Source organism: Aeromonas sp. PrichA-15, assembly GCF_017939245.1.
Classification (GTDB): domain Bacteria; phylum Pseudomonadota; class Gammaproteobacteria; order Enterobacterales; family Aeromonadaceae; genus Aeromonas; species Aeromonas caviae.
Map to the genome: position 1 here is coordinate 1 of NZ_JAGKRH010000114.1, position 19,896 is coordinate 19,896.

19 protein-coding genes and 1 pseudogene are annotated in these 19,896 nt (G+C 61.7%); 11 read left to right on the forward strand and 9 right to left on the reverse strand.

The window, feature by feature from the left end; genetic code table 11:
- Positions 1-145: 145 nt before the first annotated feature.
- From J9889_RS14525 to J9889_RS14535, 3 genes and pseudogenes are all read right to left on the reverse strand, one after another.
- Positions 146-373, reverse strand: a pseudogene (locus J9889_RS14525) (DUF4277 domain-containing protein); the annotation flags it as partial.
- A gap of 146 nt (positions 374-519) precedes the next feature.
- On the reverse strand, positions 520-690 hold the full coding sequence (locus J9889_RS14530) for a hypothetical protein (protein ID WP_010672439.1): 171 nt from the start codon (positions 688-690) through the stop codon (positions 520-522).
- 56 nt (positions 691-746) lie between these two features.
- Complete coding sequence (locus J9889_RS14535; protein ID WP_010672440.1) at positions 747-1,178, reverse strand: flagellar basal body-associated FliL family protein; 432 nt, start codon at positions 1,176-1,178, stop codon at positions 747-749.
- Between the two features lie 145 nt (positions 1,179-1,323).
- Here J9889_RS14535 and J9889_RS14540 point away from each other — a divergent pair, with 145 nt between their 5' ends.
- Together J9889_RS14540 and ubiA are read left to right on the forward strand one after the other, a co-directional pair.
- A complete protein-coding gene (locus J9889_RS14540) occupies positions 1,324-1,875 on the forward strand; it encodes a chorismate lyase (protein WP_042014712.1) in 552 nt (183 codons plus the stop codon).
- Positions 1,872-2,735 carry a 4-hydroxybenzoate octaprenyltransferase gene (gene ubiA / locus J9889_RS14545; RefSeq protein ID WP_139700702.1) on the forward strand — a complete coding sequence of 288 codons (864 nt, stop codon included), beginning with the start codon at positions 1,872-1,874 and terminating at the stop codon, positions 2,733-2,735. The genes J9889_RS14540 and ubiA overlap by 4 nt, the downstream gene beginning before the upstream one ends.
- 64 nt (positions 2,736-2,799) lie before the next feature.
- Here ubiA and plsB read toward each other — a convergent pair whose 3' ends face one another.
- Positions 2,800-5,223 carry a glycerol-3-phosphate 1-O-acyltransferase PlsB gene (gene plsB, locus J9889_RS14550; RefSeq protein ID WP_041214121.1) on the reverse strand — a complete coding sequence of 808 codons (2,424 nt, stop codon included), beginning with the start codon at positions 5,221-5,223 and terminating at the stop codon, positions 2,800-2,802.
- A gap of 204 nt (positions 5,224-5,427) precedes the next feature.
- On the opposite strand from plsB, the gene lexA reads away from it, so the two are divergent.
- From lexA to J9889_RS14570, 4 genes are all read left to right on the forward strand, one after another.
- Positions 5,428-6,054 (forward strand): transcriptional repressor LexA, encoded by a 627-nt coding sequence (gene lexA / locus J9889_RS14555; RefSeq protein WP_010672444.1) that lies wholly within the window; start codon positions 5,428-5,430, stop codon positions 6,052-6,054.
- A 350-nt stretch (positions 6,055-6,404) separates the two neighbouring features.
- Entirely contained in the window at positions 6,405-6,695 is a 291-nt protein-coding gene (locus tag J9889_RS14560; protein WP_010672445.1) for a hypothetical protein, read from the forward strand.
- Between the two features lie 190 nt (positions 6,696-6,885).
- Entirely contained in the window at positions 6,886-7,512 is a 627-nt protein-coding gene (locus J9889_RS14565; RefSeq protein WP_210557160.1) for an SCO family protein, read from the forward strand.
- Positions 7,513-7,526: 14 nt separating this feature from the next.
- Positions 7,527-8,897: an MATE family efflux transporter gene (locus J9889_RS14570; protein WP_103858493.1), complete on the forward strand. Its 1,371-nt coding sequence runs from the start codon at positions 7,527-7,529 to the stop codon at positions 8,895-8,897.
- A gap of 31 nt (positions 8,898-8,928) precedes the next feature.
- On the opposite strand, the gene trmL is transcribed toward J9889_RS14570, so the two are convergent.
- The 3 genes from trmL to J9889_RS14585 all read right to left on the reverse strand — a co-directional run bounded on the left by trmL (position 8,929) and on the right by J9889_RS14585 (position 11,508).
- Positions 8,929-9,393: a tRNA (uridine(34)/cytosine(34)/5-carboxymethylaminomethyluridine(34)-2'-O)-methyltransferase TrmL gene (gene trmL, locus J9889_RS14575; RefSeq protein ID WP_039041146.1), complete on the reverse strand. Its 465-nt coding sequence runs from the start codon at positions 9,391-9,393 to the stop codon at positions 8,929-8,931.
- A 70-nt stretch (positions 9,394-9,463) separates the two neighbouring features.
- Positions 9,464-10,819: an ATP-binding protein gene (locus J9889_RS14580; RefSeq protein ID WP_210557161.1), complete on the reverse strand. Its 1,356-nt coding sequence runs from the start codon at positions 10,817-10,819 to the stop codon at positions 9,464-9,466.
- Positions 10,816-11,508, reverse strand: a complete 693-nt coding sequence (locus tag J9889_RS14585) for a response regulator (protein WP_069651467.1) — start codon at positions 11,506-11,508, stop codon at positions 10,816-10,818. The genes J9889_RS14580 and J9889_RS14585 overlap by 4 nt, the downstream gene beginning before the upstream one ends.
- Before the next feature lie 87 nt (positions 11,509-11,595).
- Here J9889_RS14585 and J9889_RS14590 point away from each other — a divergent pair, with 87 nt between their 5' ends.
- From J9889_RS14590 to J9889_RS14605, 4 genes are all read left to right on the forward strand, one after another.
- Positions 11,596-12,507, forward strand: a complete 912-nt coding sequence (locus J9889_RS14590) for a cation diffusion facilitator family transporter (RefSeq protein ID WP_010672451.1) — start codon at positions 11,596-11,598, stop codon at positions 12,505-12,507.
- Between the two features lie 8 nt (positions 12,508-12,515).
- Entirely contained in the window at positions 12,516-13,295 is a 780-nt protein-coding gene (gene cysE / locus J9889_RS14595) for a serine O-acetyltransferase (protein WP_010672452.1), read from the forward strand.
- Between the two features lie 21 nt (positions 13,296-13,316).
- Complete coding sequence (locus J9889_RS14600; RefSeq protein WP_210557162.1) at positions 13,317-14,597, forward strand: hypothetical protein; 1,281 nt, start codon at positions 13,317-13,319, stop codon at positions 14,595-14,597.
- A 221-nt stretch (positions 14,598-14,818) separates the two neighbouring features.
- Positions 14,819-15,028, forward strand: a complete 210-nt coding sequence (locus tag J9889_RS14605; protein ID WP_010672454.1) for a cell division protein ZapB — start codon at positions 14,819-14,821, stop codon at positions 15,026-15,028.
- Between the two features lie 72 nt (positions 15,029-15,100).
- Here J9889_RS14605 and elbB read toward each other — a convergent pair whose 3' ends face one another.
- A complete protein-coding gene (elbB, locus tag J9889_RS14610) occupies positions 15,101-15,751 on the reverse strand; it encodes an isoprenoid biosynthesis glyoxalase ElbB (RefSeq protein WP_103244038.1) in 651 nt (216 codons plus the stop codon).
- A gap of 401 nt (positions 15,752-16,152) precedes the next feature.
- On the opposite strand from elbB, the gene polA reads away from it, so the two are divergent.
- Positions 16,153-18,906 (forward strand): DNA polymerase I, encoded by a 2,754-nt coding sequence (polA, locus tag J9889_RS14615; RefSeq protein ID WP_210557164.1) that lies wholly within the window; start codon positions 16,153-16,155, stop codon positions 18,904-18,906.
- 79 nt (positions 18,907-18,985) lie between these two features.
- Here polA and J9889_RS14620 read toward each other — a convergent pair whose 3' ends face one another.
- The gene (locus J9889_RS14620; protein WP_210557166.1) at positions 18,986-19,525 is read right to left on the reverse strand and encodes a gamma carbonic anhydrase family protein; all 540 of its coding nucleotides are present in this window, start codon (positions 19,523-19,525) and stop codon (positions 18,986-18,988) included.
- Positions 19,526-19,896 lie beyond the last annotated feature (371 nt).

A 19,896-nucleotide genomic window follows, 5' to 3' on the forward strand; every position in this document is an offset into this window, starting at 1 on the left:
GCGGCGACCAAACCAAGGTGATCGAGGTTACGGATCGAGATAGCGGGTGCGGCCATGATGATCTACCTGCAAAAGAGAGTAATAGATCAGAACGGCCGATCGCCGTCAAGCACTGAAAATAGCAAAATCAGGTGCGGAATGACGGCTCAACCGGCTTGTTAGCAAAGAATTGCGGGAACATGTGCAGGGTGCTGCTGTGAAAGCCGAGGCCGTTCACTATCATGGCGACCAAGGCTTCACCATGTGAGACCTTGAAAGGCGGGGTTTTGGGGAGCAAGGCATCGATCATGCGGGCAATGCCCAGTTCCTGGCAGAGTGCGGCGACCAAACCAAGGTGATCGAGGTTACGGATCGAGATAGCGGGTGCGGCCATGATGATCTACCTGCAAAAGAGAGTAATAGATCAGAACGGCCGATCGCCGTCAAGCACTGAAAATAGCAAAATCAGGTGCGGAATGACGGATCAGCCTTCCTCTCTCTTCTGAAATCTTGCGTGAATCTCTTCGTGAGAAGAGGGACCTACCCTTCCTTATGTTTCAGCCGCAGCGGCTGGCACAGGTAATCCTTGTCATTGGCGCTGCGGGCACACTTGCCACACACGAATTTGGGTTTGCGCACAATCTTGCGCAGCGTCTTGAGATCGGCGGGGATCTCGTGACGGCGCCACTCACACAGCGTCTTGTGACCCATGACGTCCTCGACAGTGAATGCAACGGGTGAGAGGGGCAGGACCCCTCCCGGTGTGGTTACTGGTACAGGTATTTGGTGAAGATGAGCTCGCGGACCGCCTTCTTGCCCGTCTCCTTGACCAGCAGTTCGTTGACCTTGGCCTCACACTCCTTGCGCAGCTCTTCCCGGTTCACCAGGGACTTGATCTGTGCGCCCGTCTTGCTGCCAATCAGCCGGATGATGGCGTCGCGGATCAGGGGGTCGTGCTGCTCCAGCAACTTGAGGTCGGCAGCGTCCGTGGCCATCAGCTCTACCGTCACCCGTACATAGCCGAGGGTTTTGCCGTCGCCAAGGTAGTTGGTGATGATGTCCGGATCCAGAGCGTGATAGGCGAATCCCGGCTGGACGGCGGAGGAGGCGGGATCGGTGGCCTCTTCCTCATTGGCGAAGGCCTGTGTATTCAAGAGGGTACACCCCAGGGACAGCAGCAGAATTCTGAAGATCTTCATCTGGATGGCTCGGCAGCGACGGATGCCCCATTTTTGATGCTGCCATCGGGGCCGTCAAGCACGGATGTTCTTACAATTCGCCATTGATTTACGGATAATAAACCGGTTTTTAACCTGACAACGGAAATCTCCGGATGGTGAAGCTGTGAAGTCCGAGTTGACTGTTCCCCTCGTCCAGATCGTCCCGTGGCGGGCGCCTGCAGAGTGCGAACCGCCCGAGGCGCTGCGTCCCTGGTTGCTGGAGGCCGATTCCATGACTCGGCGCCTGCGTCGTTACAATCATCACCTCTCGGTGCAACTGCTCGGCAATCGCGCCGTGTCGCTGACGGTGGACGAGCAGGCGCTGGTGGCGGTGTCGGCCCCCGTGGGCATGTGCCGCGAGGTGATCCTGCACGGTGATGGCGGGCCTGCCATCCTGGGTTGGACCCTGTTTGCCGAAGCGGCCTTGCAGGGGGGCGGTTTGCAGGATCTGGGAGAGCAGCCGCTGGGAGAGCGCATTTTCGGTGAGGCACCGGCGCGGCGGGATCACCTGCAACTGGCCTGTTTCGAGATAGCGAGCAATCCCTGGTGTCCGGCCGCCACCGTCTGGGGGCGTCGTTCCCGCCTGTTTCTGGGGCAATGGCCACTGCTGGTCCATGAACTTTTCCTGCCCTCGCTATCGTCTCATTCGTTGCCATCGGATAAGGAGCTGGAGTGAAGCTGTTAACCAAGGAGCGGGGACTGGCCTATGCGCAGTTGGCCCGCATCGACAAGCCCATCGGTACCCTGCTGCTGCTGTGGCCGACCCTGTGGGCGCTCTGTCTGGCGGCTGGTGGCCTGCCTGACCCCTGGATCCTGACCGTGTTCGTGGTGGGCGTCTTCCTGATGCGCTCCGCCGGCTGTGTCATCAATGACTATGCGGATCGCAACTTCGACGGTCATGTGAAACGCACCGCCGGGCGACCGCTGCCCATGGGACGGGTCGCCGAGCGGGAAGTGCTGGTGCTGTTTGCCGTGCTGGCGTTTCTCTCGTTCGCCCTGGTGCTGACGTTGAACCTGCTCACCATCAGCCTGTCCTTTGCCGGTCTGCTGTTGGCGGTCTGCTACCCCTTCATGAAGCGCTTCATCCCCATCCCTCAACTGGTGCTCGGCATGGCCTTCTCCTGGTCCATTCCCATGGCCTACGCGGCTCAGGCCAATGCCCTGCCGCCGGAAGCCTGGCTGTTGTTTCTTGCCAATTTGCTGTGGACCATCGCCTATGACACCGAGTACGCCATGGTGGACCGGGACGATGACCTCAAGCTGGGGCTGAAATCGAGCGCCATCCTGTTTGGCCGCCACGACAAGCGGATCATCGGCGCGCTGCAACTGGCGACCCTGCTGATCCTGCTGGGGATCGGGCAGCTGATGGGGTTGGGGTCAGGTTATTACTGGGGACTGCTGGGGGCGGCGGCGCTGTTCGTCTACCAGCAGCGACTGATCCGGGAGCGGCAGCGGGAAGCCTGCTTCCAGGCCTTCCTCAACAACAACTACGTGGGGGCGCTGGTGCTGCTCGGGGTGATGGTTCACTACCTCTAACCCGCGCCCCTTCCTTAATGAAAAAAGGCCGCATGATGCGGCCTTTTTGTTGGGTGTCGACGCCTCAGAGCCGGTTGCCCGCCTGGATGGTGCGGCGGATCTTGTTGCTGAGCAGCGGCACTATGTTGTCGGCCAATGCCTGGAAGCGGCCGAGATCCGGTTTGCAGCCCGGATCCAGATAGCCTTCGCTGCGCAGGGTGTGGATCAGGGTGCTGAACAGCTTCTGGTCGAAGAACTCGGGGGCGTTGATGCCGTGCAGGGTGCCGAGGCGTTCCGCCATCATCAGACCGTCCGCTTCCAGCTGCTCCGCCTCGATGTGGGGCTGGGCCAGCATGCGGGTCAGCACGATGGCGTAGCGTTGCAGGGTCTCCTGGATGCTTTCGGCCAAGAGCAGCAGGCGCATCTGGTTGCCGGGGTTGACCCAGTAGCCGCCGTCGCGTGCCTCGACCAGTTGCTGGCGTAACAGCTCGGCCAGCAGGGCATCGATCAGTTCCGGTAGCTCGTCCTCTTCATAGCGCAGGAAGAGTTCGGTCTTGAGCAGGGGGTAGATGTCGACACAGCGGGCGACGATCTCGCTGCGGGAGATCCCCTCGCACCGCTCGATCAGGGCCGCCACCAGGGAGGGCATGGCGAACAGGTGCAGTATGTTGTTGCGGTAGTAGGTGAGCAGGATCGCCTGATAGCGGTCCAGGCTGATGATCTGGCCCAGCTTGTCCTCGCTCACCTCGAACTTGTTGAGCTCCATCGCCTGCTCCAGCAGGGTCCTGGCGTCCTCGTCCGGCATGGTGCTGTGCGGGCTGTAGGGCACCTGCTTGAGCAGGTCCAGATAGGTGTTGAGCTGGGCCTGGAGTTCGTCCCGGGTCAGGGCGTGGCGCTCGGCGGCCAGCAGGGCCAGGGCACTCAGGGTGAGGCCGTTGACGGCGGCGGCATCGTTGATGCGGGTCATCAGCAGCTCGGCCAGCTGGTTGACGGTGGAGGCCATCCACTCGGGACGCTCCTCCTCACCGATGTGATCCTTCCAGCTGGGCACGTGCTCGTTGAGGTAATTGTTGAGGGTCAGCGGCTCACCGAAGTTGACGAAGCCGCGGCCATAGTTGCGCAGCTTGCGCAGGATGCCGAGCACCTGCAGGAAGCTCTCCTTCTCCTTGCGGCTCCCCTTGAGTTCGTTGTGGTAGGTGTTCACCTCCATCACGTGCTCGTAGCCGAGGTAGACGGGGACCAGGGTCACCGGCCTGTCCAGCCCGCGCATCATGGCCTGCAGGGTCATGGCCAGCATGCCGGTCTTGGGGGGCAGCAGGCGACCGGTACGCGAACGCCCGCCCTCGGTGAAGAACTCCACCGAGTAGCCCTTGGCGAACAGCAGGTTGAGGTACTCCCGGAATACCGTGCTGTAGAGCGGATTGCCCTTGAAGGTGCGGCGGATGAAGAAGGCGCCGCCGTGGCGGAAGATGGGGCCTGCCGGCCAGAAGTTGAGGTTGATGCCCGCCGCGATGTGGGGCGGCACCATGCCCTGGTGGTAGATGACGTAGGAGAGCAGCAGGTAATCCATGTGGCTGCGATGGCAGGGGACGTAGACGATCTCGTGCCCTTCCTGGGCCAGCTGACGCACCTGCTCTGCTCCGTTGACCGAGAGGCCGCGATAGAGCTTGTTCCACAGCCAGCCAAGGAAGCTTTCGCCGAGGCGGATCAACCGATAGGAAAAATTGGAGGCGATCTCGTCCATGTAGCCGTGGGCACGCTTTTGCGCCTTCTCCAGGCTGATCCCTTCCCGTCTGGCCTCCTCCTCGATGGCCTGCTGGATCACGCTCGAATCCAGCAGTTGCTTGAACAGCAGGTTGCGGTTCGGCAGCTTGGGCCCGGTGGCGGCCAGCTGCTGGCGGCTGAAGTGGGTGCGGGCCACCCGCGCCAGCTTGTGGGCGATGGCCTCGTCGGTGCCGTGCTTGTCCGCCATGTAGCGCAGGGAGAGGGGCGGGGAGAAGCGCACCAGGTTCTCGCGCCCTTTCAGGATCACGATCAGCGCCTTCTTCAGGCGGTTGGGCGCCAGGCTGCTGATGATGTTCCAGCCGGAGGCCTCCTCGCCTTCCCGGCCCGGGGCGCGGCCCCAGAACAGGGTGACGGGTACTACCTGGATGTCCAGCGCCGGATCCTGCTTGTGCAGGTCCAGCAGCTGGTGGAACTCCTGCAGGAAGGGGAGTGGCTTGTTGCGCGTGCCGAACAGGGGAGGCGGACGATCCAGACAGACGTAGCGTGGCAGCAGTTGACCGTTCAGCTCCAGCGGCGTGAAGGGGCCGGGCAGGCCGAGATCCTCGCAGCACTGTTGCAGGGTCATCAGGTCGGTGATCGAGCTGGTCTTCAGGGCATAGACGATGGGTCTGGCCGGATCCAGCTTGAGCTCGGTGATAGGATTTTCCGGCAGGCTCTTGTGATTGACCAAGCCGCTGACCGGCCATTGCAGGATGGCTCTGGAAATCTTCTGTCCAAGGGACATGTGCGTCTGCTCTCCAAAAAAATGCGGCGTGAGCATAGCAAATCACCGACAGCTTGTCGCCGAGAGGTACGATGAGTCGGCACTTCAGAGCGGGGGGAGGGACAAATGTGCGTCGGGTCGCGACAAATGCCAGTTGCGCCTTGCCTTGGCCCCAGCACTGTATATACTGCCAGTGTGCTGTATAAAAAGACAGGTGCCCATGCTATGAAACCCCTTACCCCTCGCCAGGCTGAAGTACTCGAGCTCATCAAGGCGAACATGAACGAGACCGGCATGCCGCCGACTCGCGCCGAGATTGCCCAGAAGCTTGGCTTCAAGTCGGCCAACGCGGCCGAAGAACATCTGAAGGCCCTGGCCAAAAAAGGGGTCATCGAGATCATGCCGGGCACGTCCCGCGGCATTCGTCTGCTGCTCGAAGAAGAGGACGTGCAGCCTGAAGAAAACGGCCTGCCACTGATCGGCAAGGTGGCGGCCGGGGAACCCATCCTGGCTCAGGAACACATCGAGAGCCACTACCAGGTGGATCCCGCCCTGTTCCACCCGCGGGCAGACTTCCTGCTGCGGGTGCAGGGCATGAGCATGAAGAACATCGGCATCATGGACGGGGACCTGCTGGCGGTACACAAGACCCAGGAGGTACGCAACGGCCAGGTCGTGGTGGCACGTCTGGACGAGGACGTCACCGTCAAGCGCTTCCAGCGCAAGGGCAGCCAGGTGTGGCTGCTGCCGGAAAACGAAGAGCTCTCCCCCATCGAGGTGGATCTCGCCAGTCAGCACCTCACCATAGAGGGCCTGGCGGTCGGCGTGATCCGCAACGCCGACTGGATGTAAGCATCCGATGCGATGAAGAGGCCTCCTGCGGGAGGCCTCTTCATTTTCATCTGCCGATGGCATCTCCCTCCCCACCTTTTCGCTTCTCCTTCCTGTGCACATAGTCTCGCCGCACGACATGCATTTCGGATATATCCTTTGATAAGGCCCCTTTCATGGTCGGTGATCAGGGAAGGGGGAGTCGCACCGGGCAGTACGCCATGGCAGGGATGCATGATCGCCGGGTCGGTGCGCAGAAGGGAGAGTCACCTCAGACTGGGGACTCGTACAGTCAGTACGCTGCCGTGGTTGGTTCGTCGTTGGGGACAAAGAGACCCGTCAGCGTGACCTGTTGAGCAAGGAGGACAGATATGGCTTCAAGCTCGCCGTGGGATCCGGTGCCGGCCGCAGCGCCTGCATCTTCCATCACCCGATTCATCAAGGGCAGTCGGATGACATGGTTCTATGCGCTCTGGGTCTATCACAAGGGAGATGGTTGGACCATCTGGCTTGGGTGCCCCAAAGACAAGATTGTCCGCCTGGTTCGTCTGTTTCGCCGTCATCACGACATCGGATTGCCGGATGAGCCCTGGACTGCCCCCGTCATCCCGCTGCGCGTCCCCCTGAGACGTGCCCAGCCGCAGCACAGGCTGCGGCCCTGATCCCTCTTCCTGTACAGACAAGAGCCCCGCCAGAGCGGGGCTCTTGTTTTGGCGCCGATGCGGCTTATCCATGGCACAGACGCTTTCCCGCCGGGATGCAAGACTAGCCAGCGGCGGGGGCGGGCGGGTTACAATGACCCCTACCGGTTTTGCCCCCTGGGCTTCTAACATAAGCAAGGCTTTGTTTTATATGGTTAAACCACGCTTTTACCTGCTGCTGTTGCTGTTTATCGGCGCCATTGCGGCGGCTTATTACTGGAGTCAGCCCGCGGTGCCGGAACAGGTCGATTACTACCCGGCGGGGCGAGACATCAACCCGTTTACCCTCACGGATGCGGATGCACAGCCCTTTACCCCTGCCAACCTGACGGGACACTGGAGCTTTCTGTTCATCGGCTACACCTACTGCCCGGATGTCTGTCCGACCACGCTGGCGGATCTGCGCAGCGTCTATCCGGCGTTGAAGAAGATAGCCCCCACTAGCCAGGTGGTATTCATCTCGGCGGATCCCCAGCGGGATGACAGCGCCCGCCTGAAAAGCTATACCGCCTTCTTCGAGCCCGAGTTCAAGGCGGCGACAGCACCTCACAGTGCCCTCTTTCCTCTGGTCCGCAATCTGGGGCTGGTCTATTCCATCGTGGAAGGGGATCGCAAGGACTACCTGATCGACCACTCCGCCTCCATCGTGCTGATCAACCCCGAGGGGAAGCTGGTGGCCACCTTCCGACCCAAAGTGGCACCGGATGAGGTGCCCCACGTGGACATGCAGGCCATGGTGGCCGACTTCGCGCGCATCGTGCGGCTGGCTGGCGAGTGATCCCGGCGCGCACCATGCTGATTCCCGCCTGGCTGAAGGATCCTCGCCGCCACAGAGCCGTCTTCGCCCTGGCCCTGCCCATGGTGTTCTCCAACGTCACCACGCCCTTGCTGGGGTTGGTGGACACCTGGGTGATCGGTCATCTTGGCCAGGCCTGGTTTCTCGGCGGCGTGTCGGTCGGTGCGACCTTCATCAATCTGCTGTTCTGGCTGCTTGGCTTCCTGCGCATGTCCACCACAGGGCTGACTGCCCAGGCTCAGGGTGCAGCCCATGCCGAAGGGCAGCTCGACACCCTGGCGCGGGCCCTGGGCTTGGCGATCGGACTGGGCATGGCGCTGTTGCTCCTGTTGCTGCCGTTCCTGCCTGCCATCATCGCCCTCGGCGGCGGCTCTTCCGAGGTACAGACCTATGCCGGTCAATATGTGTCGGTGCGGGTCTGGAGCGCCCCGGCGGCCTTGTGCAATCTGGTCATCATGGGGTGGTTGCTGGGCATGCAGGATGCACGCAGCCCCATGCTGCTGCTGATCCTGGGCAATCTCGTCAACATGGTGCTGGATGCCTGGTTCGTGCTGGGATTGGGCTGGCAGGTGAAAGGGGTGGCCGCAGCTTCCCTGCTGGCGGATTACAGCACGCTCGGGGTGGGGGTCTGGCTGGTGAGCCGGCATCTGCGCCGACTTGATCCCGGGGTGTGGCACAACGCCTGGCAGCGCTGGCGCCAGTGGCCGGCCCTGCTGCGGCTGCTCGCCCTGAACCGGGATATTTTCATCCGCTCCCTCTGCCTGCAACTCTGCTTCGTGTTCATGACTCTGCAGGGGGCCAGGCTGGGGGATGTGGCGGTGGCCGCCAATGCGGTGCTGCTCAATTTCCTGATGCTGATTTCCTACGGGCTGGATGGATTTGCCTATGCGGTGGAAGCCATGGTAGGGCGCGCCATCGGGCGGCGCGATCGGCCGCTGCTGCGGGAGGCCATCGTCCTCAATCTGGGCTGGGCGCTGCTGATCTCCCTGGCATTCACCCTCTCGTTTGCCCTGGGGGGCCACTGGCTCATCCGCCACATTACCGACATACCGGCGGTGATCGCCGAGGCGCAACGTCAGCTCCCCTGGCTGGTGGCCATGCCGCTGCTGGCGGTCTGGTGCTTCCTGCTGGACGGGGTCTTTATCGGCGCCACCCGGGCCCGGGAAATGCGCAACAGCATGCTGGTGGCGGTGTTTGCCGGCTTCTTTCCCATCTGGTGGCTCTGCCAGGGATGGGGTGTGGCGGCCCTGTGGGCCGCCATGAGTGCCCTGATGGCAGGTCGTGGCCTGACGCTGGGTTGGCTCTGCTGGCGACTGGAGCGTGATGGACGGCTGCTGGCGGGGCAGGGGACGGCGCAGTCAGTCTGAATTCTGGCCGCCTTGCCAATATCGTCAGCGGTCAGAGCGAGCCTGAATAGTCGAACTGTCGCCAGCTCTCGTAGACGAACACCGCGACGGCGTTGGCCAGATTCATGCTGCGGCTCTGGGGCAGCATGGGAATGCGCAGCCGCTGCTCGAATGGCAGGCTCTCGATGATCTCCATGGGCAGGCCTCGGCTCTCGGGCCCGAACAGCAGGGCGTCACCGGGGGCAAACCGGGCCGCCGAGTGGGCGGTGCGTCCCTTGGTGGTGCAGGCAAAGACCCGTTGGGGGGCGACGGCCGCCAGAAACGCCTCATAGTCAGGCCAGCGCTTGACGTCGGCAAACTCGTGATAGTCGAGCCCGGCCCGCTTGACCCGTTTGTCATCCCACTCGAACCCCAGGGGCTCTATCAGGTGCAACCGGTAGCCGGTATTGGCGCAGAGGCGAATGATGTTGCCGGTGTTGGGGGGGATTTCCGGTTGGTAGAGCACGATATCGAGCATGGACGGATCCTGGGCTGGTGCGAAACGGGCGCCAGCATACCCAGCACCCGTGCCGATGAAAAGGGGGAGGTCAGGGCATGGGCAGACGGATGGTGATGACCAGTCCGCTCGGGTGGTTGCTGCTGGCCCGGATGGTCCCCCCATGACGCTGGATCGCCTCGGCGGCGATGGCAAGGCCGAGACCAGTGCCCCCGGTCTTGGCGTTGCGGGCATCGTCCACCCGAAAGAAGGGCAGGAACAACCGGGGCTGCTGCTCCACCGGCACGCCAGGGCCGTCATCCCGTATGGTCATCACCCATTCCCGTCCCTCCCGGTACCAGTCCACCTTGATGAACTCGCGGGCATACTTGAGGGCGTTGCGCAGCGGGTTTTCCAGGGCGCGGGCCAACAGTTCCGGCCACATGGTGAGGGATTCGGCGGGCAGGGAAGGGAGCCTGAGCTGTTTGCCGTTCTGGTTTGCCTCGAACATGGCGTCGTCCAGGATGGGCTCCAGCAGCTCCGGCAGGGGCAGCGTCACTGGCGCCTCCACATGTTGCTGCACCCGCGACAGATCCAGCAGATCCCCTATCAGCTTGTCGAGCCGGGCTATCTCCCCTTCGATGCGCGCCAGCTCGGCGCTGTCCCCCTGCTTGCGGCGGATCAGAGCCTGTGCGAGCTGGATGCGGGTCAGGGGGCTGCGCAGCTCGTGGGAGATGTCGGAGAGCAACTGCTTCTGCTTCTGGATCATGTCTTTGAGAGTGTCGACCATGCGACTGACATGTTCGGCCAGCTGGCCTATCTCGTCGCGCCGCCCCAGGTTGGGGATCTGTATTTCCAGGTTGCCCTGGGCGAGTTGGGAGACCGACTGCTGCAACTGCAGTATGGGGCGGGTCAGGCGCCAGGCGAGCAACAGACAGAGCGGGGTGCTGACCAGCATGGCGATGCCCAGGATCTGGATGGGGTGATCCAGGATCTGGATGAAGAGGAACAGGTAGGAGTTTTCGACGTTCAGACCGAAATAGACGTGATAGGTCTGGCCGTGATGGACCATCTGGAAGGGGCCGGCGATGGCGCGCTGGTGTTCGCTGCCCAGCATGGGCTTGGCCGGGTTGTCCGAGTCGAGCATGAAACGGATCACGAACTTGCTCAGCCGGGTGCTGGACTGCATCTGCCCCTTGGCATCGCGTAGATAGATGTTGTCCACCGGCAAGAGGCCCGCGGCATCGATAGCCTTGGCCAGATCAAAATCCTGCTCGGGATCCGCGCCCCGTTGCAGCGCCGCCAGGTTGTTGTTGAGACGGGTGATCTCGTGGGCCGGCAGCGGGATGATGTTGCGGGGGTCCAGGGTGGGGAGGATTACCACCGCGGCCACGACCAGCAGCAGGATGAACCAGAACCAGAGGAAGATCTGGGTGGAAAGGCCGTTGAAGGTGCGGGCCGATTTCATGCCTGCTCCAGCCACAGGTAGCCTCGTCCCCGCACCGTCTTGAAGCGGGGCTGGCCGTCAGCCCGCTCCGGCAGCTTCTTGCGCAGGTTGCTCAGGTGCATGTCGATGGCCCGATCGAAGGGTTCCAGCTTCTTGCCGAGCACCTGCTCGGAGAGCAGGCCTTTGCTGACGATCTGGCCCGGATTGCGCAGCAGGCACTCCAGCAGGCCGAACTCGGTGGCGGTGAGCTCCAGCAACTGATCGTCGCAGCGAGCCTGTTGCAGGCCGGGCTGCAGCACCAGATCCATGAATCTCAGCTCGTCCGGGGCTCCGCGCTGGGGAGCCTGGCTCTGGGTTCGACGCAGGATGGCGCGCACCCGGGCCAGCAGCTCCCTGTCGTCGAACGGCTTGGCGAGATAGTCGTCGGCACCGGCCTCCAGCCCGTTGACCCGATCCTGGCTGTCGCCACGGGCGGTCAGCATCAACACCGGGGTGTCGTGGGTCTTGCGCAGCCGGGTCAGCATCGCGAAACCGTTGAGTCTGGGCATCATGACGTCCAGCAGCACCAGGTCGAATGCCTGTTCTGCCAGTCGCTGCAATCCCTCTTCCCCATCCTCGGCGACGGTGACCTCAAACCCCTCCAGGGTCAGGATTTCGGTGAGCAGCTGGGTCAGTTCGAGATCGTCGTCGACCAGGAGTATTTTGTTCATCTGGGAGTCACTCTGTTGATTTTGCACGCCAAACTGACGTCCGGGTCAGGGTATAATAAGTTTTTACGCGTCGGAGGAAAGCCGGTTTTGAGCCACCAACACTATTCCCGCTGGGTCACCCTGGCCAGCATGGCCGCTGTGACCACCGCCACCCTGCTCATCCTGGGCAAACTGATCGCCTGGCTGATGACGGATTCATCCAGCCTGCTGGCATCCCTGACCGATTCCTTCATGGACATCAGCGCCTCTCTCATCAATCTGCTGGCCATCCGTTATGCGCTGGCCCCTGCCGACGAAGAGCATCGCTTCGGCCACGGCAAGGCGGAGTCCCTGGCGGGTCTGGTGCAGTCGGCCTTCATCTCGGGATCCGCCCTGCTGCTGGTGATGCACGGCATCTCGTCGATGCTGAATCAGGTGCCCGTGGTGCGCCTGGAGGCGGGGATCTGGGTCAGTGTCGGCTCCATCGTGCTGACCCTGTTGCTGGTGAGCTTCCAGAGCTTTGTCATCCGCAAGACCAACAGTGTGGCCATCAAGGCCGACATGCTGCACTACCGTTCCGACCTGCTGCTCAATGGCGGCGTGCTGGTGGCACTGGTGCTGGCGGGGCAGGGATGGTACTGGGCCGACGGCCTGTTTGCCATTCTGATCGGTCTGTTCCTGGTGTGGGGGGCTGTCCATATCGGCTACGAATCGGTGCAGGCCCTGCTCGATCGTCAGTTGCCAGAGGAGGAACAAGCGAGAATAATGGCCCTCTGCTGCGCCGTAGAGGGGGTGCATGGCGTACATGACCTGCGTACCCGCCAATCCGGGCCGACCCGTTTCGTGCAGTTGCATCTGGAACTCGATGATCAACTGCCTCTGGTCAGGGCCCATCAGATAGCCGACGAGGCTGAACTGGCCGTCCGCCAGGCCTTCGAGCGGATGGATGTGATCATTCACATGGACCCCATCTCGGTGCTGACAAAAGAACGACAAAGCACTCACCCTGAACAACAGTAGGCTGCAACATGGATGATCTGGTTGCCAGAACCTGGCAAAAAATTCAGCAGGAAGCGCAGAGCATGGCGGCCCAGGAGCCCATGCTGGCCAGCTTCTTTCATTCCACCATTCTCAATCACCGGGATTTGCGCTCGGCGCTGAGCTTCCAGCTCGCCAACAAGCTCGACAGCACCACCATGCCTGCCATCGCCTTGCGGGAAGTGATCGAGCTGGCCCTGCGCAGCGAGCCCGAGCTGCTGGCTGCAGTGGCCGCCGACATCTGCGCGGTGCAGGATCGCGACCCGGCGGTCGACCTCTTCTCCACCCCGCTGCTCTACCTCAAGGGATTCCATGCTCTTCAGGGGTATCGGGTGGCCAACTGGCTGTGGCGTCAGGGACGCCGTGCCCTGGCGCTCTATCTGCAAAACCAGATCTCCGTGGTGTTCGGCGTGGATGTACACCCGGCCGCCCGCATCGGCAAGGGCATCATGTTTGACCATGCCACCGGTATCGTGGTCGGCGAAACCGCCGTCATCGAGAACGACGTCTCCATCCTTCAGAGTGTGACTCTGGGGGGGACCGGCAAGGAGAGTGGCGATCGTCACCCCAAAATCCGGGAAGGGGTGATGATAGGGGCGGGGGCCAAGGTCCTCGGCAACATCGAGGTGGGCGTCGGCGCCAAGATCGGTGCCGGCAGCGTGGTGATCAACCCGGTGCCGCCTCACACCACGGTCGCTGGCGTGCCCGCCAGGATTGTGGGCCGCCCCGAGTGCGACAAACCTTCCCTGGACATGGATCAGTGCCTCTGATCCCCTGACCGAGGCCGTTGTATGGTCAAGCGCTGGTCAGGCTTTCTGATCCTGGGGATGTGGCTGCTCAACCTGCTGCACCTTTATCTGGACTTCTCCCCCTGGCCCGCCGCCATCGCGGCCTGGGCCGCCTCCCTGCTCACCTGGCCCTGGCTGGTGGGTGCCGCACGGCGCCAGGCGCTGGCCCTCTACGGCGCGGCGCTCCTGCTGCTGCTCTTTTCCTGGTGGCGGGGGGCCAGCCTCAGCCCAGGTGACTGGCTCTTGCCGAACATCAACATGCTGACCATGTTTGCCGCAGTGAGCACCCTCAATCTGGCTACCTCCGGCCTCTTGACCGGCACCGCCTCCTGGTCCGGTCGCAAGGGGCTGTGGAGCACCATGGCCAGCCTCAATCTGCTGGGGGCCGTCATCAATCTTTCGGTGCTCTTCATCATCGGCGATCGGCTGGAGCGCAACGGGACGCTGGAGCGGCGTCAGGTCATGGTGCTGAGCCGGATCTTCTGTGCGGCTGCATTTTGGTCCCCCTTCTTCGTCGCCATGGCAGTTGCCCTCACCTATGCACCGGGTCTGCAACTGGGCAGCATACTGCCTTTTGGCATACTGGCGGCTTTGCTGGCCATGGGGCTGACGGCCTGGCAGGTAGAGCGACTCGGCGTGGAGACCTTTGAAGGTTATCCGCTGCGGCTCCAGACCTTGGGGCTACCGGTGACCCTGGCACTGCTGGTGCTGGTGATCCACCGTTTCTGGCCCGGACTCAGCATTCTGGCGGTGATCGCCCTGGTGGCGCCCTTGCTGGCCTTGCTGTTCATGCCGCAAGCGGGGCGAGGGGCTGCTCTCAAGCGCCAGGTGGTTGAGCGCTTCCCGGCCATCGGTGGCCAGCTTGTGCTGTTTCTGGGGGCCGGCCTGCTGGCGGCTGGCATCAACAGCGCGCTGTCAGTACTGGACTTTGGCAGTGGCCACGGCCTGCCGCTGTTCAACCACTTCGGCTGGCTGGAAGCCTGTCTGACCCTGCTGCTGATCTTCCTGGTGGCCATAGTGGGCGTGCATCCTCTCATCAGCATCTCGGGGGTGGCGCCGCTGCTCTGGCCGCTGGCACCGGATCCCAGCCTGCTTGGCATGTGCTTCCTCATGGGGTGGGGGCTGGCGACCGGGACGAGCCCGCTCTCCGGCTCCAATCTGGCGCTGGCGTCCCGCTACAACCTGAGCGCCGGGCTGCTGCTGCGCTGGAACCTGCTCTACGGCCTGTTGATGTACGCCGTGGCCTGTCTGATGATGGGGAGCTTCATCGCCTTGCATGGCTGATGACGGCATCGGCAGGAGGGCGGGTTGTGCCACGGCGGACGCCCGGGATCGAGGTTCCTGCTGCCTGCGAGAAAAACCGACGCATATTTAAGCAATACCAGGCCGCAGGGCGCATTTTGCAACGTGCTGGCTTGTTTGTGCCGAGCGCATCAGGGTATGCTGGCTCCACGCGCTTGAATCGCCCTCTGTGGGGCATCGCAATTGAACATACAGGTATGCATATGTCACTAGAAGTCCTTGAGCAACTCGAATCCAAAGTACAATCCGCCGTCGACAACATCTCCTTGCTGAAGATGGAGCTGGACGAGCTGAAAGAGCAGAACAGCAAGCTGCAAGACGAAAACCACCAACTGCGCAACGAGCACGTTGCCTGGCAAGAGCGCCTGCGTGCCCTGCTGGGCAAGATGGACCAGATGGGCGATGCCATCTGATCCCGTCTAGACTGACCGGAATGAAAGCGGGCCGCTCCTTGAGCGGCCCGCTTGTTTTGGTCTGCCGGGCAATCAGAGTGCCAGTAGCTGTTTGACGGTCTTCTCGATGCCGTCCGCCGCCTCCACAATATTGTTGGCCAGCATGTAGGCAGGGGTGGAGATGACCTTGCGCTCCTGATCCACCACGAATTCGCTCACCGGGCAGTCGAGATGACTGCCACCCATGGCTTCGATGGCGTTGGCGGCGCCCTCGTCGTTGCCAATGGTGGCCAGGGTGCCTGCCCCATAGATGAGCGGGATCATGGCCGGTGCGATGCAGATGTAGGCGGCCGGTTTGCCGGCTCTGGCAAAGCTCTGGCAGGCCTTCAGCACATCCGGCTGGATGCGGCACTCTGCTCCCTTGATGGCGAAGTCACACAGGTTCTTGGCGGCGCCGAAGCCGCCCGGCACCAGCAGGGCGTCGAAGTCGGCTGCATCCAGTTCAGCTGCATCTCTGATCTGGCCGCGGCAGATGCGGGCCGCCTCGACCAGCACGTTGCGGTTCTCTCCCTCGCTGACCTCGCCGGTCAGGTGATTGATGACATGAAGCTGAGGGACATTGGGGGCGAAGCATTGAACGGATGCTCCCTGACGGGCCAGCGCCAGCAGGCTGATGACGGCCTCGTGGATTTCGGCGCCGTCAAACACGCCACAACCACTCAAGATCACGGCCACTTTTTTCATGACAGACTCCTCGTTGTTGAAAATGTGAGCCAGGGTAGATTGTTGTACTTTTGTATGGTTATCGTTCGACCTCCGCTGGTCAAGTCATCTCCCTGTGCTAGGATTGTTTCGTTTTGGATCCTGCCTCAGTACCCCCCTTGAATTTTTTTCCACATTGATCGAGATCATGATGCGTGCGTCATGTTGAGTTTTCATGATCTCAAAGCAATGTTTTAAAAGATATTTTTTGTTTTAATCCACAGCTTTGTCACGGCCGTGATGCAATGGTGCCATTTTTGAGCACAGAGTTATCCACAGCAATATGCCCCACCGGTGCGCCAGAGTGATGGTGGGAGTCCCCTTGGTGTGGTGCGGGCCCTGTGGCATCCTAGCGACTGTTTATTCTTGGCAGGACGATTTTCATGGCCTCTAGCAATCCTCTTATTCTGGTCGACGGCTCTTCATATCTTTACCGCGCCTTCTTTGCCTCGCAGCAGGCCGATCTGCGCACCTCGACCGGCTTGCCTAGCGGCGCCGTCCGTGTCATGGCCAACATGATGCGCAGCCTTCGCAAGCAGTACCCCGACTGCCACGTGGCCGTGGTGTTCGACGCCAAGGGCAAGACCTTCCGCGACGACATCTATCCCGAATACAAGGCAACACGCGCCAGCATGCCGGACGATCTGCGCAGCCAGGTCGTCCCTATCCACCAGATGATCAAGGCAATGGGTTTCCCCTTCCTGATGGTCGAAGGGGTGGAGGCTGACGACGTGATCGGCACCCTGGCTCGTCAGGCGACCGAGAAACAGTTGCCTGTGCTCATCAGCACCGGCGACAAGGACATGGCGCAGCTGGTCTCCGACCATGTCACCCTGATCGACACCATGAAGGATGTGAAGACCGATCGGGAAGGGGTGATCGAGAAGTTCGGCGTACCGCCCGAGCTCATCATCGATTACCTGGCGCTGATGGGGGACAAGGTGGACAACATTCCCGGCATGACAGGTGTCGGCGAGAAGACCGCACTGGCTCTGTTGCAGGGGATAGGCAGCATCGACGAGATCGCCGCCAACCTCGACAAGGTGGCGGCGCTCGGCTTCCGTGGCTCCAAGGCGTTCGCCGACAAGTTCCGCGAGCAGGAAGAGCAGGTGCGCCTTTCCTATGTGCTGGCCACCATCAAGACCGACGTGGCGCTGGAACAGAGCCTGGAAGAGTTGCAGCTTGGCCCCATCGACAAAGAGGCTCTGCTGGCGGTCTATCGCGAGTATGAGCTGCGCAACCTGATCAAAGAGCTGGAGTCCGGTGGCGCTGAGGAGAGCGAAGCTGAAAGTGATGAGGAAGGCGCCGCCCCGGCAGCCGCCATCGAAACCGACTATCGCTGCATCCTGGATGAGGCCGAATTCGACGAGTGGCTGGCACGGTTGCAGGCGGCGCCGCTGTTTGCCTTCGACACCGAGACCACCAGTCTCGACTATATGGAAGCGCGCGTCGTTGGCGTCTCCTTTGCCATCGAGCCGGGCAAGGCGGCCTACGTGCCCTTCGGCCATGATTATCTGGGAGCGCCTGTCCAGCTGAGCGAAGCGCTGGTGCTGGGCAAGCTCAAGCCGCTGCTGGAAGATCCGGCCCGTCTCAAGGTGGGGCAGAACCTCAAGTACGATCGCAACGTGCTGCTCAACCACGGTATCGAGCTGCAGGGTATCGCCTACGACACCATGCTCGAGTCCTATGTGCTCAACTCTACCGCCAGCCGCCACGACATGGATTCCCTGGCCCGCAGGTATCTGAACGTCGAGACCATCTCGTTCGAGGACATTGCTGGCAAGGGGGTCAAGCAGCTCACCTTCAACCAGATCGAGCTGGAGCAGGCGGCTCCTTACGCGGCGGAAGATGCCGACATCACCCTGCGTCTGCATCAGGCACTGTGGGGCAAGCTCTCTGCCGAGCCGGGCCTTGCCAAGGTGTTCAGCGAGATCGAACTGCCGCTGCTGCCGGTGCTGGCGCGGATGGAGCGACTCGGTACCACCATCGAGCCCAAGCTGCTGCATCAGCAGAGCCAGGAGATCGAAGTGCGTCTGGCAGAGCTGGAGAAGCAGGCCCACGAGCTGGCCGGGCAGGAGTTCAATCTCTCCTCGCCCAAGCAGCTGGGTGAAATCCTCTTCACCAAGCTGGGGCTGCCGATCATCAAAAAGACCCCCAAGGGAGCGCCATCCACTGCGGAAGAGGTGCTGGCCGAGCTGGCGGAGACCTATGAGCTGCCGCGTCTGCTGATGGAGCACCGTGGCCTGGCCAAGCTCAAGTCCACCTACACCGACAAGCTGCCGCTGATGATCAAGCCGCAGACCGGGCGGGTGCACACCTCCTATCACCAGGCGGTGGCGGCGACCGGTCGACTGTCGTCCACCGACCCCAACCTGCAGAACATTCCGGTGCGCAACGAACAGGGGCGCCGCATTCGGCAGGCCTTCATTCCGTGCGCCGGTTACAAGCTGGTGGCGGCGGATTACTCCCAGATCGAGCTGCGCATCATGGCCCACCTCTCCGGTGACAAAGGGCTGCTGACCGCCTTTGCCGAGGGCAAGGACATCCACAAGGCGACCGCCGCCGAGGTATTCGGCGTCGCGCTCGATGCGGTGACCAGCGACATGCGTCGCAGCGCCAAGGCGATCAACTTTGGTCTCATCTATGGCATGAGTGCCTTCGGTCTGGCCAAGCAGCTGGGGATCGGTCGCGCCGAAGCGCAGAAGTACATGGATCTCTACTTCGAGCGCTACCCGGGTGTGCTGGAGTACATGGAGCGTACCCGCCAGCAGGCGGACGCCCAGGGCTATGTGGAGACTCTGTTTGGCCGTCGCCTCTATCTGCCGGATATCAAGTCTCGCAACGCGGGCCTGCGCAAGGCGGCAGAACGGGCCGCCATCAACGCCCCCATGCAGGGTACGGCTGCCGACATCATCAAGCGGGCCATGATCAACGTGGATGGCTGGATCCGGGGCATTGAAGACCAGTCGATCCGCATGTTGATGCAGGTGCACGATGAACTGGTGTTCGAGATCCGCGAAGAGAAGCTGGAAGAGTACATCGCCCTCATCAAGGAGAAGATGTCGGGTGCGGCCGAACTGGATGTGCCGCTGGTCGTGGAAGCGGGTACTGGTGACAACTGGGATCAGGCCCACTGATCCTGACCACAGTGATTGGCTAGCTATATAAGCAGAGAAGCCCGGCATCATGCCGGGCTTCCTGTTTGTGGCTGCAGGGTCAGGCCTCTTGCAGGTATTCATCCTTGAGCAGCACATAGTTGTCGGCCGAGATCTTCAGGAAGGCGATCTCGGCCGGCTTGAGAGGGCGGGCCTGCTTGACGGGATTGCCCATATAAAGAAAGCCGGCCTCGAGCCGCTTGCCTGGTGGCACCAGGCTGCCCGCCCCGATCATCACATCGTCTTCAACGATCACCCCATCCAGCAGGATGGCACCCATGCCGACCAGTACCCGGTCGCCTATGGTGCAGCCATGCAGCATCGCCTTGTGTCCGACCGTGACATCTTCGCCGATAAGCAGCGGATAGCCGCCAGGGTTGCTGGCACTCTTGCGGGTCAGGTGCAGCACTGTACCGTCCTGAATGTTGCTGCGCGCACCGATGCGGATATGGTTGACGTCCCCTCTGGCGGCCACCATGGGCCAGATGCTGGCATCGTCGCCGAGCTCGATATCCCCCACCAGGGTGGCGCAGGGATCCACATATACCCGATTGCCCAGTTGCGGGCATTTTCCCTTGTAAGGTCTTAGTCGCAAGTCCATCTTGGCCTCCTTGTTTTCGGCCATTCTAGCAAGACGACACCGGTTTCTGTGGATAAGTTTGTATAAAAGCTGTGCTTGGGTATGAATAACTAAAAAAGTGCCGATTTTTGCAATTTTATTGCAGGGGAGGGGTTGCCAGAACGAATTCGCTCCCTATAATGCGCCTCCATCGACAGGGCAAGCGGCAACGCAAACAAGCAAGTCGGTGCCTCGAAAAAGCCTCGTAAAATAAGGCTTGACTCGAGAAGGCGGTTGAGTAGAATGCCACTCCCGCAGCAGCCAAAAGCTGCGTCGCTCTTTAACAATTTGAATCAAGCAATCTGTGTGGGCACTCACAGCATCGAGCATCAAAAACAATTTTTGATATCAAT

Excerpts from the sequence above, each read along its gene's own strand:
- J9889_RS14570 (WP_103858493.1), top strand. The coding sequence starts at position 7,527 with ATGCTGATTCCCGCCTGGCTGAAGGATCCTCGCCGCCACAGAGCCGTC.
- polA (WP_210557164.1), top strand. The coding sequence starts at position 16,153 with ATGGCCTCTAGCAATCCTCTTATTCTGGTCGACGGCTCTTCATATCTT.
- cysE (WP_010672452.1), top strand. The coding sequence starts at position 12,516 with ATGGATGATCTGGTTGCCAGAACCTGGCAAAAAATTCAGCAGGAAGCG.
- J9889_RS14600 (WP_210557162.1), top strand. The coding sequence starts at position 13,317 with ATGGTCAAGCGCTGGTCAGGCTTTCTGATCCTGGGGATGTGGCTGCTC.
- J9889_RS14620 (WP_210557166.1), bottom strand. The coding sequence starts at position 19,525 with ATGGACTTGCGACTAAGACCTTACAAGGGAAAATGCCCGCAACTGGGC.
- plsB (WP_041214121.1), bottom strand. The coding sequence starts at position 5,223 with ATGTCCCTTGGACAGAAGATTTCCAGAGCCATCCTGCAATGGCCGGTC.
- J9889_RS14605 (WP_010672454.1), top strand. The coding sequence starts at position 14,819 with ATGTCACTAGAAGTCCTTGAGCAACTCGAATCCAAAGTACAATCCGCC.
- J9889_RS14560 (WP_010672445.1), top strand. The coding sequence starts at position 6,405 with ATGGCTTCAAGCTCGCCGTGGGATCCGGTGCCGGCCGCAGCGCCTGCA.
- J9889_RS14535 (WP_010672440.1), bottom strand. The coding sequence starts at position 1,178 with ATGAAGATCTTCAGAATTCTGCTGCTGTCCCTGGGGTGTACCCTCTTG.
- J9889_RS14530 (WP_010672439.1), bottom strand. The coding sequence starts at position 690 with ATGGGTCACAAGACGCTGTGTGAGTGGCGCCGTCACGAGATCCCCGCC.
- lexA (WP_010672444.1), top strand. The coding sequence starts at position 5,428 with ATGAAACCCCTTACCCCTCGCCAGGCTGAAGTACTCGAGCTCATCAAG.
- J9889_RS14585 (WP_069651467.1), bottom strand. The coding sequence starts at position 11,508 with ATGAACAAAATACTCCTGGTCGACGACGATCTCGAACTGACCCAGCTG.
- J9889_RS14565 (WP_210557160.1), top strand. The coding sequence starts at position 6,886 with ATGGTTAAACCACGCTTTTACCTGCTGCTGTTGCTGTTTATCGGCGCC.
- elbB (WP_103244038.1), bottom strand. The coding sequence starts at position 15,751 with ATGAAAAAAGTGGCCGTGATCTTGAGTGGTTGTGGCGTGTTTGACGGC.
- trmL (WP_039041146.1), bottom strand. The coding sequence starts at position 9,393 with ATGCTCGATATCGTGCTCTACCAACCGGAAATCCCCCCCAACACCGGC.
- J9889_RS14580 (WP_210557161.1), bottom strand. The coding sequence starts at position 10,819 with ATGAAATCGGCCCGCACCTTCAACGGCCTTTCCACCCAGATCTTCCTC.